Annotated in this window: 12 protein-coding genes; 6 read left to right on the top strand and 6 right to left on the bottom strand. The window is 46.6% G+C overall.

The annotated features are described in order from the left end of the window. The first annotated feature begins 3 nt into the window (after window positions 1-3). The 3 genes from QT992_RS07795 to QT992_RS07805 all read left to right on the top strand — a co-directional run bounded on the left by QT992_RS07795 (window position 4) and on the right by QT992_RS07805 (window position 5904). Window positions 4-1134, top strand: a complete 1131-nt coding sequence (locus tag QT992_RS07795; RefSeq protein ID WP_333138948.1) for an aldo/keto reductase — start codon at window positions 4-6, stop codon at window positions 1132-1134. A 757-nt stretch (window positions 1135-1891) separates the two neighbouring features. Further along, window positions 1892-5167 carry a PAS domain-containing protein gene (locus QT992_RS07800; RefSeq protein WP_333336856.1) on the top strand — a complete coding sequence of 1092 codons (3276 nt, stop codon included), beginning with the start codon at window positions 1892-1894 and terminating at the stop codon, window positions 5165-5167. A 230-nt stretch (window positions 5168-5397) separates the two neighbouring features. Beyond that, the gene (locus QT992_RS07805; protein ID WP_333336858.1) at window positions 5398-5904 is read left to right on the top strand and encodes a hypothetical protein; all 507 of its coding nucleotides are present in this window, start codon (window positions 5398-5400) and stop codon (window positions 5902-5904) included. 343 nt (window positions 5905-6247) lie between these two features. Here QT992_RS07805 and QT992_RS07810 read toward each other — a convergent pair whose 3' ends face one another. Together QT992_RS07810 and QT992_RS33565 are read right to left on the bottom strand one after the other, a co-directional pair. Continuing rightward, window positions 6248-7357, bottom strand: a complete 1110-nt coding sequence (locus QT992_RS07810; protein ID WP_333336860.1) for an extracellular solute-binding protein — start codon at window positions 7355-7357, stop codon at window positions 6248-6250. After that, window positions 7354-7563, bottom strand: a complete 210-nt coding sequence (locus QT992_RS33565; protein ID WP_445251111.1) for a phycobiliprotein lyase — start codon at window positions 7561-7563, stop codon at window positions 7354-7356. Before QT992_RS33565 ends, QT992_RS07810 begins: the two co-directional genes overlap by 4 nt. Before the next feature lie 50 nt (window positions 7564-7613). Here QT992_RS33565 and QT992_RS07820 point away from each other — a divergent pair, with 50 nt between their 5' ends. Then, complete coding sequence (locus QT992_RS07820) at window positions 7614-7772, top strand: hypothetical protein (RefSeq protein WP_333336862.1); 159 nt, start codon at window positions 7614-7616, stop codon at window positions 7770-7772. Between the two features lie 598 nt (window positions 7773-8370). Then, window positions 8371-8769: a hypothetical protein gene (locus tag QT992_RS07825; protein WP_333315897.1), complete on the top strand. Its 399-nt coding sequence runs from the start codon at window positions 8371-8373 to the stop codon at window positions 8767-8769. A gap of 302 nt (window positions 8770-9071) precedes the next feature. Here QT992_RS07825 and cobT read toward each other — a convergent pair whose 3' ends face one another. From cobT to QT992_RS07845, 4 genes are all read right to left on the bottom strand, one after another. Further along, window positions 9072-10178 carry a nicotinate mononucleotide-dependent phosphoribosyltransferase CobT gene (gene cobT, locus QT992_RS07830; RefSeq protein WP_333336864.1) on the bottom strand — a complete coding sequence of 369 codons (1107 nt, stop codon included), beginning with the start codon at window positions 10176-10178 and terminating at the stop codon, window positions 9072-9074. A 189-nt stretch (window positions 10179-10367) separates the two neighbouring features. Next, window positions 10368-11123, bottom strand: a complete 756-nt coding sequence (locus QT992_RS07835) for a DUF2232 domain-containing protein (RefSeq protein ID WP_333315899.1) — start codon at window positions 11121-11123, stop codon at window positions 10368-10370. 250 nt (window positions 11124-11373) lie between these two features. Next, window positions 11374-11871: a universal stress protein gene (locus tag QT992_RS07840; protein ID WP_333315900.1), complete on the bottom strand. Its 498-nt coding sequence runs from the start codon at window positions 11869-11871 to the stop codon at window positions 11374-11376. A 90-nt stretch (window positions 11872-11961) separates the two neighbouring features. Next, entirely contained in the window at window positions 11962-12675 is a 714-nt protein-coding gene (locus tag QT992_RS07845) for a Crp/Fnr family transcriptional regulator (protein WP_333290119.1), read from the bottom strand. Between the two features lie 683 nt (window positions 12676-13358). Between QT992_RS07845 and QT992_RS07850 the strand changes: the two genes are divergently transcribed. Beyond that, the gene (locus tag QT992_RS07850) at window positions 13359-13595 is read left to right on the top strand and encodes a hypothetical protein (RefSeq protein WP_333336866.1); all 237 of its coding nucleotides are present in this window, start codon (window positions 13359-13361) and stop codon (window positions 13593-13595) included. Window positions 13596-13891 lie beyond the last annotated feature (296 nt).

Raw genomic sequence — 13891 nt, forward strand, 5'->3', positions numbered from 1 at the left:
TTTATGCGCTATCGACGGTTTGGCAAAACGGAGTTGCACCTGTCTGTATTTTCCTTGGGAACCATGCGCTATTTGGCTTCTGAGGAAACTGCCTGTCAGACTGTACAACAGGCGGTTTCTCAGGGAATCAATCACCTGGAAACGGCGGCGGGTTACGGTTGCAGCGAGGAATATCTTGGCGCAGCCCTTTCGGCTGGTTTGTCTGTCGATCGATCGCGCCTCCACGTCACTACAAAAATTTCCCCAACCGAGGATGCAGCAGCCATGGAACGCTGCATCGACGCATCCCTCAAACGCCTGAATTTAGACTATATCGATTGTCTGGCAATTCACGGTTTGAATACTTGGGAACATTTGGCGATTGTGCGAGATCCCACAGGCTGCATGGAAGCTGTACGCAAAGCCCTGGCTGATGGGATCATTCGGCACGTCGGCTTTTCGACTCACGGGCCTCTGGATCTGATTTTGGCTGCAATCAATACAGATTTGTTTGAATTTGTCAATCTGCATTATTACTATTTTTTTCAGCGCAACGCCCCGGCAATTGAACTCGCCAAAGACAAAGATATGGGCGTTTTCATCATTTCCCCGGCAGATAAAGGAGGGCAACTCTACACGCCCCCGGAAACTCTCGCACAATTGTGCTCGCCTTTCTCGCCCTTAGAGTTGAACTATCGATTTTTACTCAGCGATACGAGGATTGGGACTTTGAGTGTGGGCCCTGCAAATGCCACAGAATTAGAGCAACCTCTGAAATATTGCGATCGCGACTTTCCCCTCACCAACTCCGAAATCGCTGCGTTCGATCGGCTAGAATCGGTTATTGCAGCAACTTTGAAAACCGACAAATGCAGCCAGTGCTATGCCTGTTTGCCTTGCCCGGAAAACATCAACATTCCCGAAGTATTGCGACTCCGCAATCTCGCCGTCGGGTGCGACATGACTGACTTTGGCAAATACCGCTATGCAATGTTTGAAAATGCCGGACACTGGTTTCCCGGCAGCAAAGGCAACCGCTGCACCGATTGCGGCGAATGTTTGCCCCGGTGTCCCGAAGAGTTAGACATCCCAACTTTGCTCAAAGATACTCACCAGCGACTCGGCGGCAAAGCAGGCAGGCGGTTGTGGGATTGAAAAAAAGCTGAAGCAGGGAAAAGGCGATCGAGCGTATCTAAGTGTTGCAATAATTACGCTAAACTTTGGTTGAATCTGATATCTTCTACCATTCTCGCTTAACAGGCCTTTCGGGCCTGTTCCACAAAGAATTAATTTCTTGTGGGGAGTAGGGGTTGGGCAGGAGATCCCGCCCATAAAAACCTTATTGAGAATGGTGTAACATTTCAGTTGAACTGAATTTACGATACAGTCGATCGATAAACTACTTCGTTTTACGACTGTATGCGGGAGCATCCCGATTTGGCAAAAAGCGTTTTTAAGGAGTGCGAGTATCTTGCACAGCAAAGCCTACCTCTAACCGCGAACACTCCTGTGAAAGGACTCATTTGGATGATCCCAATACACTTTAAATAGGAGCCGACAGTATTATATGTAAAAACAACTAAATAACACAATCTAATTAACAGCGAGAAACCGATTTTTTTGAGAATACCCAGTCATTTTCTTGCTTGGTTGGCGGCGAGAGGCAACAATTTTATGATGATATCATGTCCGATCGATTAACCATAATATCCCGGTCGGGGCGGGTTTTGGAGATTGTCAATTATTGGCAGGTATTGTTGGTGAACCCGCCCCTACAAAAATCTCGATCGCTCGACCGGATAGGATAGGAGTGATTAACCGAACTCGATATAAAATCTAAAATCGTTCAACTGAGCGCTCACGCCAAAGTCTAAAATCTAAAATCTAAAATCTAAAATCTAAAATTGATTGCTTGTCATCTACAACCGATCCCGCATCTACTACTATGGCTCATACTCAGTTAAACGACAGCCAGCCAAATTGTCTGCAGCCAACTAAAGTTGCGACTTCCGAAAGAAGATTGAAAGCAGCTTTCAAGCCGTGTACCTACAACTTATCTGTTACCAGAAAACAGCTAATCGGACTGCTGACTTTACAAACAATCTTGCCCGTCGGACTAACGGCAGCAGCAATTTGGCTAACATCGGCACTTGGAAGCAATCAACTGCAAAATCAAGCTAAATCTGAACTGAGCCTTAGTGAAATTAACTACAATCTACCACTCGATCGCGCCGCCGACCGTTTGCAAAACTCCTCTGACAGCAAAACGATCGCCCAAATAGCCTTAGCTTACAACAGCCGCAAAAAAATATCATATTTACAAAAATCTGTCAATAAAATTCTAGAAAATCAAGCCAAAACAGGGGATATAGACAGCGCGGCCTTAGTTGGAAAAAACAGGCAGATAGTGGTTAGCGTCAACCCCAACCAGAAGGGAAAAAGTTTTAACCTGCAAAAAATAGTCGATCGAGTATTCGCTACAAAAAACCCAATTACCGCCACCGAAATCATTGCTAAATCGGAAGTTCAGGAACAATTGGGATCTTTGCCGCCCGGAAAGGGATCTCGCCCTGTTCTCCTCCACTACGCAGCAATTCCCATAAAAGATCCCAAAAATCAGACAGTGATTGCTGCCTTAGTCTTAGGAGAAATTATCAGCCAAACTTCGGCAGTTGCTAGCACCAAAACCATCAATTTACAGGGCGGCGGATATCAGGCTATCTACGCACCGCTGGCGGACGGCAAATTTGTCTTGGCAAGTTCGCAAGCAGTTACAAAAAACCAAAAGTTACCAGACTTGCTGGCAGAAAAATCGCTGCTGAAATCTGCACTCGCCGCCGGCGGCAAACCAGTCGCCGGAAACGTACAAACAGGCAGTCAAACTTATGCTGTAGCTGCCAAATCCCTTGGCAATTTAGCCGGAAAACCCGCAGCAATTTTAGTGCGATTCATCCCCAAAACCTCGATCGAAACTTGGTGGGGCAACAACTGGCTGCTGGTAATGTCTGCGGTTGCCATTGTCCCCTTCGCCTTGGGAGTTGCCGTCACTCGCCGGATTGCCAAACCCGCTAACTCAGATTTATCAACAGCAGACGGGAATTGGGCATTTAACTCCAGCGCCGAACCGCCGCAGCGATCGCGGACATTTGATATAATTTATGACAATTTAAATTTCGGCGAATTCCCCGATTTATTCCCTAAAAAATCGAGTTTAGATGGTCAATTAGCGGTAGATTTTCGATATAATAAAAAATTGGCGGGCGATCCTCTTCGAGGGCTTCGCCAACGCCCGATCGCAAATCCCCACATCCCGCTTGCTTTCCAACCCCTAGAATTGCCCGAAAACTCCGTCTCAAACCAGTCGCGGCAGGTAAATACAGAACTAGAAAAAAGCGCGATCGCCTTAAATCTAGTCCAGGAAGCTTGGCAAGACTTAAATCGCCTCAACTTGGAATTGCAGCCAGAAATACTCGATCGCCAAAACACTCAAAAAGCCCTGCGAAAGAGCGAAGCACTGCTGCAAGCGATTTTAGACAACTCAACAGCAGTAATTTACATCAAAGATGTTGACGGAAAATACCTGCTCACCAACCGGCATTTTGACAATTTGTTTGACATCGCAAAAGAGCAAATAACAGGGAAAACCGACGGCGATATTTTTCCCCAAGACTCTTCAGCAGCCCTGCGAGAAAATGACCTGAAAGTTCTCGAATCCTCATCGCCCCTAACCCTCGAAGAAATCATCCCTCAAGACGACGGCCCGCACACTTATATTTCTCTGAAATTTCCCCTCTGCAACTCCGAAGGTAAAGCTTATGCAGTCGGTACAATTTCTACAGATGTGAGCGATCGCAAACTGGCAGAACTCACCCTAGAAAAAGCCAAAGCAGAACTAGAAATAGAAGTCGAACAGCGCACCCTATTCCTCAAACAAGCCAACGAACTCTTGCGGTTTGAACTCGCCGCCAGAGTCCGCGGCGCCATCACAGTCAGACAAATGACGGCTCAAGTAGCCCGACACGCCAGAACAGTTGACGGGATTCTCGGCGCTTCTCTTGACCTAATTTTTCTAGTAGATCGATCGGGAAAATACACCTATGTCAGCCGCACCGCCGCTCAAGCTGCCGGCATGAACCCCAGAGAAATGATTGGCAAAACCTGGCAGGAATTAGGCTGGCCGCCAACAATTATGCAGCGGGTTCACCAAGAATGCGACGGCATATTTGCCACAGCCGAGCCCAAGAAAGGCGAAGTAATTGTCCCCACGGCCAACTGGGGAACCCGTGACTACGAGTACATTCTCAGCCCGGTTTGTACGACAGACGGCAGCGTCGAAGCGGTAGTGGCGACACTGCGGGATATCACCGAACGCAAAGACGCTGAAGAAGCGTGGCAGTTGGCTAAAGAAGCCGCAGAACTCGCCAACCGCGCCAAGAGTGCTTTTCTGGCAAACATGAGCCACGAGTTACGCACTCCCCTCAACGCGATTATCGGCTACAGCGATATGCTAGCGGAAGATGCCGAAGAGTTAGGCAATTTACAGGTAGTCTCGGATTTAGACAAAATTCGCACTGCTGGCAAACACTTGCTGCGCCTAATTGACGACATTCTAGACATTTCCAAAATTGAAGCTGACAAGATGGAGATTTACCTCGAAAGCTTCGATGTTGGAGGCTTAATCGAGGAGGTAGTAACAACTATCAAACCGCTAATGGATAAAAACGGCAATATTTTGCAAGTATTGAGTTCTGACAATATCGGTGCGATGCACGGCGATTTGATGAAAGTGCGACAGGTAATGCTGAATTTGCTCAGCAATGCTGCTAAATTTTCTGCTAATGGGGCGATCGTGCTTACTGTCGAAAGAATTACCAGCGAAGAATTAAAAAATAAATATCAACCAAAAATTGCTCAAATGTTAATTTTGGATTCAGACTTTTTAATTTTTCGAGTGACGGACACGGGCATCGGCATGACACAAGAACAGCAAGAGCGACTGTTCCAACCTTTTACTCAAGCTGACGATTCAACTACTCGCAAGTACGGGGGTACTGGTTTGGGACTGACTATCAGTCAGCGTTTTTGTCAGATGATGGGCGGCGATATTGAAGTTACTAGCGAGTTAGATTGCGGTTCTACTTTTACTGCTTGTCTGCCTGCTTCATTGTTTAGGCGATCGGAATTTTAATATTGTAGGGGCGGGTTTTACCAACAATAAAAGCCAAAAACAAACAATCTAATAAACCCGCCCCTCCGCAACACAAAATCGCAATCTACATCTTTTGCAGATAATAAAATGTAAGGTTGATGTAGGTTATCTGCTGTGCGGGGGCGGGTTTTCTAGATGGCGAGTTGCCGACATAAATGGTTGGTAAAACCCGCCCCTACGGGAAATATATAAAAAAGAAAACAATAATTATGAAATACGATGTTGATACCCGCAAGAATAGCATTTTGACAAAAACTTTATTTTTGTTCCCGATCGCCTGTTCTGCGTGCCTCGGAGCCTTGCTGTGCGAGCAATCTGCGGCCTTTTCCCAGCAGCCTATCTGCCCGACTGGCAACGCTGCTAATTTCCCGTCGCCCCCGCTTTCGCAAACCGAAAAAAGCGTGCCGAGTCTGTGGTTAGCTCAAAAACTCTATGGCGGCAAATTGCTCGATCGCTGGTTTGTCGATCCCGGCAATACTTGGGTAATTCTCATAGTCAACCGCCAACTTTGGAGTTTGCTCGATTATATGGAACGCTATCAGTTTGTTAACCGCTTTGGCACTGTCGCCAACGATTATGGTTACAATGTGCGAGTTTGCAACCGTCAAGGCACTGCTTTGGCAGTTTATTCATGCAAGGGCGATCGGCTTAACTGTCGCATTGATTTAGAATCTCTCTCAAATCCGGGTATTCGAGGAAGGGTGAAAGGATTTTAGATTAGTGTCCCTACAAGAGTTAGGACACGGCGCCGTGCCTTTGGGAGTGTGAACTTAAGGTCAAACCCATAGTCCGGCAAGGGTTGAAACCCCTGCCTCAAAGCTAAAGTCGTCTGAAGACGACTAATGATATCAAATCCGTTAGCATCGGAATAGTAAATTCCAGTTCAGTGTTCACGGCGTTGACGGTTGACTGTTCACGGCGTCAACAGTCAACCGTCAACAGTCAACATCATGTATGAGTGTAACCGGAAATGATATGAGTTCTTCAGTCCTCTTTGAGAGGACTTTAGCTATTAGACAGGGGTTTCAACCCCTGGCGGGCTCGCGGGATGACTGTAATTTAACTCTTAACTACTTGCCTAGTTTCTTGCCAGAGCGATCGATACAGCGAGATCCCCGCATCCCCAAAAGGCAGCAGAAAGTCGCTAGCAGCAAGAATCTTAGCATCCGGCAACAACACAGAATTAGTGCGAACAGCTTCCGGCAAATCTTCGGGTTTCATGCCGACAATTATCGGCGAACTAGCCTTAGCCAGCAAAGATAATTGAGGAGCAACCCCAGGTTGTAAGCAAAAATCAATCCATTTTTCCACTAAAGAAACTGGATTTCCTGATGCTGGTTGTACCCACAAATCCGTCCAAAGTGCAGTTCCCGAAAGCGGAACTACTAAAGCAATATCCTTTTGAGTTTGCAGCAGCGGCAGCAAGTCCCCAGAGGAACCTACTGCCAACCAAGTATCGCCTAAAATCAATGGTTGCAGGTAAGCGTCCGAACTATAAAGTTTAACTTGTTGGTGCAGATTTGCGAGTTCTTTTTTGAGATTTGGGACTTTATCTAATTGCTGCGTATTGTAAGATTTCCCTAGTTTTTTTAATGTTAAACCGATAACTTCTCTGGCACTGTCTGGCAGAGAAATTCGATCGCGCAATTCGACTCGCCACAAGTCTTTCCAATCTGTCGGAGTCCACCCCAAAGCCTTAAATTTGTCGGTTCGATAGGCAATTACCGTACTTCCCCAGCGGTAAGGTGCAGCCCACACTTTACCTTGAGGATCTAATTTACCCTCATCGTTGCGCCGGACGAGTTTTTGCCACCTTTCGGGCAATTTTGGCCAATTAGCAAACTTAGCAGGATCGATCGGCTTAATCAATTTTTGCCTAATTGCCAAAGTCAGCCAGTAATCTCCCAACATCACCAAGTTAGCTTGATTTTTTGATTCGGGAACCCGTTTCCACTCCTGCAACAGGGCGAATAATTCTTTTAATTCTGCTTCTTGCCTTACCTGCAAAAGCGGAGACGGTTGTACATCGCGGCTAAATTTGCTTACCAGTTGGGCCGGAATACCGTTTTTGAGCGATCGAATTTTGAGCATGGGCTTCGAGTCGCACCCTGCCGCCAATTGACTTAAAGTTAGGGTGGCGGCCCCCAATAGCAAAGACCTTCGTTTCACCTGTCAATCCGCTTTTCTAAATATTGACCCATCGTTTTGTGTTCTGCAGCCCGGGAAATAATTGTTTGTCGAGTCCGGTAGTTGGCGCCGATTTGTCTTATTTCTTTTTCAAACACAGAGCCATTGTACTCGGTTCTGCTGCGAAGAGAGTCTGTTTGACCGAAAGCATCGAGGATACAAGCCTCCGAATTTATCCGTGGGGTCAATGCTTCAATTCTAAAATCTAAAATCTAAAATCGCGCAATCGCGCAATCGATTGGCTCTTGCCCTGATTTTACCTTCTACTTTGTCGATCGAGCTTTCCGATGCGGAAAACTCCGTCAACTTAACGCCTAATTTCTCTGCAAAAAGTTCCTTTGAGCCAGTTTTGCTCGCCAGCCGGGTCGATCGACTGCATCTGTGTTACATTTTTTAATATAACGAAACCACGAGACCGCTGCCATCTGCCGTTGGATGACGCTTTTTACACAACCGAAGTAAAAAATCCTTTTTAAATCGGTGACAGCTTAATAAATAAAAAAACTAAAAATCCATTCATCTCATATGTTGCACCATTCTCAATTAGCCTTTTAGCAACAGGCTTTTCGGCCTGTTCCACAAGAAAATTTATGTTTTGTGGAACGAACCCCAGAGCCCGTTCTTGAGAATGCTGCAAGATGTGAGTTCATCTGAATCCTGAAAGCACTGGCGAGAGCGAAGTCAATCTAATAGGACGCTGTGCGATCCGACTCTCAGACACCCGACGTTTTAACTCTGATTGAAGGTTTGAACGAAGTATGGGGGTTAACCAACCCGGTTCCTGTGTCCAAGACTATCTAAAACCTAAAATCTAAAATCTACAATCGACCCACGAATGCCGATCGATTATCTTCAAGCTGGCTCCCTAAATCTACCGTCAGGATTGGGAACACAACAATTAAGTCAAAAATTAAATAATTTAGTGATAAATCCAAGTTATGTAAAGATTTACCTAAAATGTAAAGATATTAAGTTACGAGCCAAAGGATGATTGTATGGAAGCGCTCCGCCAGCAAGTTACAGTATTGAGCCAACAAGTCGAGGCCCTCTACAAACTCATAGAAAACCTCAATGAAAAGCTCTTGGAGTCGGCCAAGGAGACGAAGCTGACCCAGCAACAGATAAACGATCGCTCTGGAACGGTAGGAAATGACAAAACCTCGCCCTATAAAAGCTACAGCAGTCTCGACGGCCTCCTCGAACACAAAGACATACTGTTAGATGACAGCTACTTCGACAAAAATTCTCAAAGCTTGGAAAAAGAGCTGAGCGCAGAGATTCAAATCCAGCGCTTAACAGCTCAGCTAACAGCAGCTTACAATCGAATTGCCGCCTTGGAAGAACAGTTGCTCTCCAAAAGAATGCACTCGCAACATCTAGGCGGGCCTAATTAAATATTGCTACCGGGTATCGGGTATTAATTTCAGAAAAAATACAATTTGCGTCGATTTATGCTCGTCTACTTATAGAGTGATTGTAGGGAGTTTTTGGTCTCGCACAAGTAGGATGGGAATAGCATATTAAGGCGAGATTTGGTATAGAAATAGCAATCCTCTTTATTTGGTGAACAAGATTTTTTTTGATGAACCGCAGAGGGCACAGAGGGCGCAGAGAGAGAGCAGAAAGAGCAGAAAGAGCAGAAAGAGCAGAAAGAGAGAAGTTCGCAAATCCGGGATCGATTGCTATAACTACGTACTTAATTTTTAACTTCACACCGCGAGGCTAAAGCTTCAACAGCGTGGAGGAGTTGAGTTGGAGTCCAATTTGCAGTCAAGCCACTGGCGATCGCACACGCACCCGCACCGACCCCTTCTTTAACATAGCCGCGATCGTAAGCTTGCAGTTGGCCGTAGCGAGATCCAGCAAAACTTAGCTGCGCCGCCAACAGAGGCACACCCCCGATATCCGACGCAAGTCCTACAGTGTCTCCTGTAGGGTCTTCGGCCACCCAGCGCGTACTCCCCACCGCGACTTGTTCGGGACTCCATAGCAGAGCATATTCACGGGCTAAGGCTTGCATCAAAGCGTATACTGCCAGCATTTGCGTCCCCCCTGCCAGAAGCACGCCGCAAGTCTGACTCGCGGCGATCGCCATTCCCGCCACCGCTATTTGCATCGGATCGCCCACCGCCGCTACCAATTCCAAGGGAGTGCTGTTTTGTCCGCCAATTTCCCACTCAGCATTATTGAGTCCCGCTGTCACCGTCGCCAATTTTTGAGCGTGATTGCAGCGAGGATGAGAACTATTAACTTTGCCCGCCGCTGCAATACCCAAACCCATTAACACGCCCAAAGCAGTAGTCGTTCCCCCAACTACGCACTCCCCTAAAATTAAATAGCTGCCATTAGTTTGAGCCGCCAATTTAGCTCCCCAAATTAATCCTTGTTCGAGCAAATGTTTGACTGTTTCGAGTTCTAAAGCATTCCCAGAAATCAGACACTTTGCCGGAGTGCCGCCCAAATCAATTGCAGGTACGGGAGGTGGGAGGGGCAAACCAGCATTAAATAGGTAAAGGGGAAGTTCCAAAGCTTCGACTACAGCGCGAGATATCAGTACCGGCGAGGCACCCGCTTCTAGGGGCGGCAAAGGATATTGGGGCGACGGTTGGGGGCCGTTATACAAAAATTCTGCATCGGCTAAACAAGTAAATTGTCGATCGTGCGGGGTTGCTCCTGCTGCTGAAATCCCCGGAATTAAGCCTGTCGCGGTAAATCCTAACACGCAGGCAAATATCGGTTTTTGTCCCCGATAGCGATCGAGCCACCGCTGCCCCTGTTCAATTTTTGTATAAATACCAATCATAAATTAGTCATTAGTCATTAGTCATTAGTCATTAGTTAGCAGTCATTAGTCATTAAACCTCTCCCATAATTATTGTGGAACAGGCATCCTGCCTGTTCAAGACTTGCTTTTCAGGAGAGGTCTATTAGTCATTAGTCATTAGTTATTTAGTAGCAATTAGCAATGCCCAATGCCCTGTTTTGCCAATAACTACTCTTCATAATCGATCAAAACTTGCACCCAGCTTGGCGGCCGCGGAATTGGATTTCCCAAACGATCTAATAGCAGCAAAGCTACTAAATGCACTACAAATAAATAGACAATATTGTTAACCAAAATCATCCCGGCGGCGATCGCCCCAATTGTGTTCAAACTCGGTACATTAAGCCAGCCCAGCTTCACAAACACCCATTCCACCATCTCTGTTACCTGGGCGGTGACGTAAACCCATAAATCTTGACCCACCAACGCTGACAGCAGCCAAAACCGAAAAAAGAAGCCTACAGTACCAATTACTGCACCCACACTAACAGAAAGTGACCAACTCGCTTTGCGCCTCCAAAGTCCTCCCAGCGCAACTCCCATAATTCCAAAAGGCATCACGTATAAAATGCTCCGCGTCGGGCCCATGAGTACCGACAGCAGCAAACCCGATACCAAAGCTGCCATCCAAGCTGCTCGGTTGCCCCAACGCAAGTAAACCAGGGCGATGGGTATCGGGAAAAAAACCCGCAGCAAAGGCCCCAGCGGAAAGTAATAATTTACCAGCCAAATTAAGCTAGCGGTACTTGCCAAAAAAGCCGTTTCTACCAGCCTTAAAGGCGCTTCCCCAGAGGGGCGCTTCCCCGGATCTGGATTTGTACGATCGCCAGCCATTGCTGAAATATCGGCGGTTTGCGGCTCGTTATTTGTACTGGGGGAACTACCCGAATTAGACGCAGCATCTGCTGACAAAAAATCACTCATCCGATTTTAGATTTTAGATTTTAGATTTTAGATTTTACGGGACTTGCACCCGATACGGCTGATTCGCGATTTTCCGATTTTAGATTTTAGATTTTAGATTTTACCGGACTTGCGCCCGATACGGCTGATTCCCGGTTTCACTGTTTGGATGCCCCGCCGCCCAATTTAATATCGATCGCAGAAACCGGGTTTAGGTAGGAACGCAAGTCTTATTTTAGATGGATTTTCTCAGCCAAAATTTTCAGCAGCACTATTTTTCGATTTTGGCTTCCTGGATTACCAAAACCGAACAAGATGCGTGGTGAACGACATAATTGCTGACGCTGCCGAGGAAAGCTTCTGCCAGCCCCGTGCGGCCGCGCCTTCCCAACACTATTAAATCTGCGCCCCAATTTTCGGCGGCTTCACAGATACTATGCCCCGGAGCGCCGTCCTTTTTGCAGTCAAATTCCACCTGCAATCCTTGTTTTGCTGCGGCGTCGCAGTAATTTTTCAGCAAACCAGAAGCCTGTTTTTCCTCGGTTTCCAGCCGCAAACGTTGAGCTTGATAAGCTTGATTCATTAACTCGACATTCATGCCCAAATCTACCGGAATTGGCACTGCCGTCTCGCCCAACGTGTTGACAGTAACGCAGTTAAATAGCATCACCTGGGCCCGAGCGCTCAGAGCTAATTCTAAAGCTTGACTGAAGACGCGGTGGCTCAGTTCTGAATCATCTAAGGCAACAAAAATTTTCTTAAAACTCATAGCTTTACCTCCGGCGGGAAATCATTAATATCAGTTAATTAACAGAGAGTGCTTTTGAATTAGATTCAATGAAAGCAATCTCTGATACTTCTAGACTAACAGACGCTCTAAGGCGTGCAGGTCGGGAATGCACAAAACGTCACGTTCGCGCTGAATAGTTCCTTTTTTTTCCAGCTTGCTCAGCACTCGCGTTACTGTTTCGCGAGCCAGCCCGCTGAGGCTGCTCAATTCTCTGTGTGGCAGGTTCGGTATTTCGGTACCTCCTGTTTCCATGATTTTTTTGCCTTGCCCCTCTGCCAAAAATAATAGAATATCTGCTACTCGCGAGGTACTGTCCGACTCTCGCAAACGCAGGCGGCGGTTGACTTGTCGCAGGCGACGCGCCATCAGTTGAGCTAGGCGAATGCCTGCTAGCGGCTCGGTATGAATAAGCTGCACAAAATCCTGAGATGGCATATTGCCGATCAGTGTCGGGGCTAGGGTGATGACATCTGTCGATCGCGGTGCTTCTTCGATCGCGGCCATTTCCCCGAACAGTTCTCCTTTCCCTAAAATATTCAGTGTTACTTCTTTTCCGTCTAGGTTGTAGGTGCGAATTTTCACCCAACCATCCAATATAAAATACACTGATGTTCCCCAGTCATTTTCGAGTAAAATCACTTGATTTGCCGGATGACTGCGGGTAACGATGTGGAGAGTTGCTCTCTCAATTACAGGATCGGGCAAGCCTGCAAAAAAAGGAGTAGAAACTATCAATTGATTTATATTGGACTGCGGATCTCGGGTGTTAAAGCGGTCTTCCATGAGGCCATCATTTTAATTTACGCGCTTGAGCTGCGCTGGGCAGTTAGAAATAGCTTGCAGCCGAGTCATTCGATTTGAGATTCCAGATTTGAGAAACAAGGATCTAAAATCGGCAATTTTACCTCTAAAGTTTTGCGGTCAAAGGCTCAATATGGGAATTAATAGCCTCAAGCTCTGATTGGGAGCTAGAAACTAAAGAATATACCATAATTTTTTAGATAAATACCACGGAGCAAATTTTATTAACAAAATTTTAGCAATGTGGCAAACGACTGAGCCGATCGAATTACCTTTGAAAGCTCTTCGCGAAGACAAGCTTAACACTGCTGAGAGATTTGTTGTCAGTCGGCCCTGGTGTCGAGAAGGCAGAATCCACAAGCACAAGGGGTGCAAGCACGGTAGACAGAGCCCAAATCCGAGCAACTGCCTAGAACCTGGCGAATGTCAGCACGATCGGCAAAATCCACAGCCATTGCGAGCCTAAAGACTTGCGATCTTGGCGAGCGAAACCCACCCACTTCCCAGCCAACTTTTCTGCTACCCCAAGATTATTGTACCATTAGTATCTAGCCACGAATACATATAAAAGGCTATAATTAAAGGTTACTCAAACCGACTGTACGGGGACAATCCCAAATCCCGGCATCCCAAATCGCAAATTGTTTGAGGTTTTTTCCAATTCGGTGAAAAATGAAGACACAGTGGCGCGCCGCCATGCTAACAAAACTCGCGGTGACAGTGTGCGCCCCGCCCTTCAAGCGGGTGAAGGCAAAAGTTCGTCGGGATCGCAGCTATTCCGAGCAGGAATCGGCCTCCGGGCCGGGAAACTAGCCCCTGATCCGCAGAATTTGACAGCACTTGCAATTGATAGAAGCGGGCATTTGGTGCGGAAGTACCGGCTAACCTATGATAGGCAATAGAAGTTATCCGAAGACAAAAGGTTAATTAACTGTTGTCAGAAAATATTAGTAAATTATTGACTGACTCGCATTCAGATTATTCTATCTATTGGCATCGCTGCCGCCTGACAATCAAGCATCCAGGATACAAGCCCCCGGATTCATCCGTCCAGAAATAAAAAACCTGTATCCGATAAAGGAGCCCCCGAATTGATCCGTGAGGTCAATGCTTCAATCTAAAATCTAAAATCTAAAATCTAAAATCGATTGACTTCAGTCTTTTGTCGGTAAAGTTTCTCCCAAGCCGCATTCCCAGA

It is taken from the genome of Microcoleus sp. T3_D1 (assembly GCF_036700405.1).
GTDB lineage: Bacteria > Cyanobacteriota > Cyanobacteriia > Cyanobacteriales > Microcoleaceae > Microcoleus.

What these genes read in the sequence shown, in the direction of transcription:
- QT992_RS07795 (WP_333138948.1), top strand. Translation starts at nt 4, where the DNA reads ATGCGCTATCGACGGTTTGGCAAAACGGAGTTGCACCTGTCTGTATTT.
- QT992_RS07805 (WP_333336858.1), top strand. Translation starts at nt 5,398, where the DNA reads ATGAAATACGATGTTGATACCCGCAAGAATAGCATTTTGACAAAAACT.
- QT992_RS07825 (WP_333315897.1), top strand. Translation starts at nt 8,371, where the DNA reads ATGGAAGCGCTCCGCCAGCAAGTTACAGTATTGAGCCAACAAGTCGAG.
- cobT (WP_333336864.1), bottom strand. Translation starts at nt 10,178, where the DNA reads ATGATTGGTATTTATACAAAAATTGAACAGGGGCAGCGGTGGCTCGAT.
- QT992_RS07835 (WP_333315899.1), bottom strand. Translation starts at nt 11,123, where the DNA reads ATGAGTGATTTTTTGTCAGCAGATGCTGCGTCTAATTCGGGTAGTTCC.
- QT992_RS07840 (WP_333315900.1), bottom strand. Translation starts at nt 11,871, where the DNA reads ATGAGTTTTAAGAAAATTTTTGTTGCCTTAGATGATTCAGAACTGAGC.
- QT992_RS07845 (WP_333290119.1), bottom strand. Translation starts at nt 12,675, where the DNA reads ATGGAAGACCGCTTTAACACCCGAGATCCGCAGTCCAATATAAATCAA.